The sequence below is a fragment of the Pseudoalteromonas sp. CR1 genome (genome assembly GCF_019392235.1).
Lineage (GTDB): Bacteria > Pseudomonadota > Gammaproteobacteria > Enterobacterales > Alteromonadaceae > Pseudoalteromonas.
Genome location: NZ_JAHXRM010000451.1, coordinates 1 through 251 on the forward strand (window position 1 = coordinate 1; position 251 = coordinate 251).

Sequence of the window (251 nt, forward strand, 5' to 3'; positions counted from 1 at the left end):
TGCAAATGCCCGCTTCAGGCGTGTGGGGGGCGATGGGCAAACTGGAGTCGTCCGCCGCCCGCCGCCTCGGCCCGTTGAAGTACGTAGACACCGCCCTGGACGTGGTTCAGGGCGTGCGCAACGGCGACGCCAAAGCTGTCGGTGCCGGCCTCTCAACGGCAGGTGGCGCCTGGGCTGGCGCGTCTGCCGGCGCCGCGATCGGCACGCTGGTATTTCCCGGTGTCGGCACGGCTGTCGGTGGCGCTATCGGC

1 pseudogene is annotated in these 251 nt (G+C 70.5%); it reads left to right on the top strand.

Annotated elements, in window-relative coordinates:
• Positions 1-32: 32 nt before the first annotated feature.
• Positions 33-251, top strand: a pseudogene (locus KZZ04_RS20110) (hypothetical protein); the annotation flags it as partial.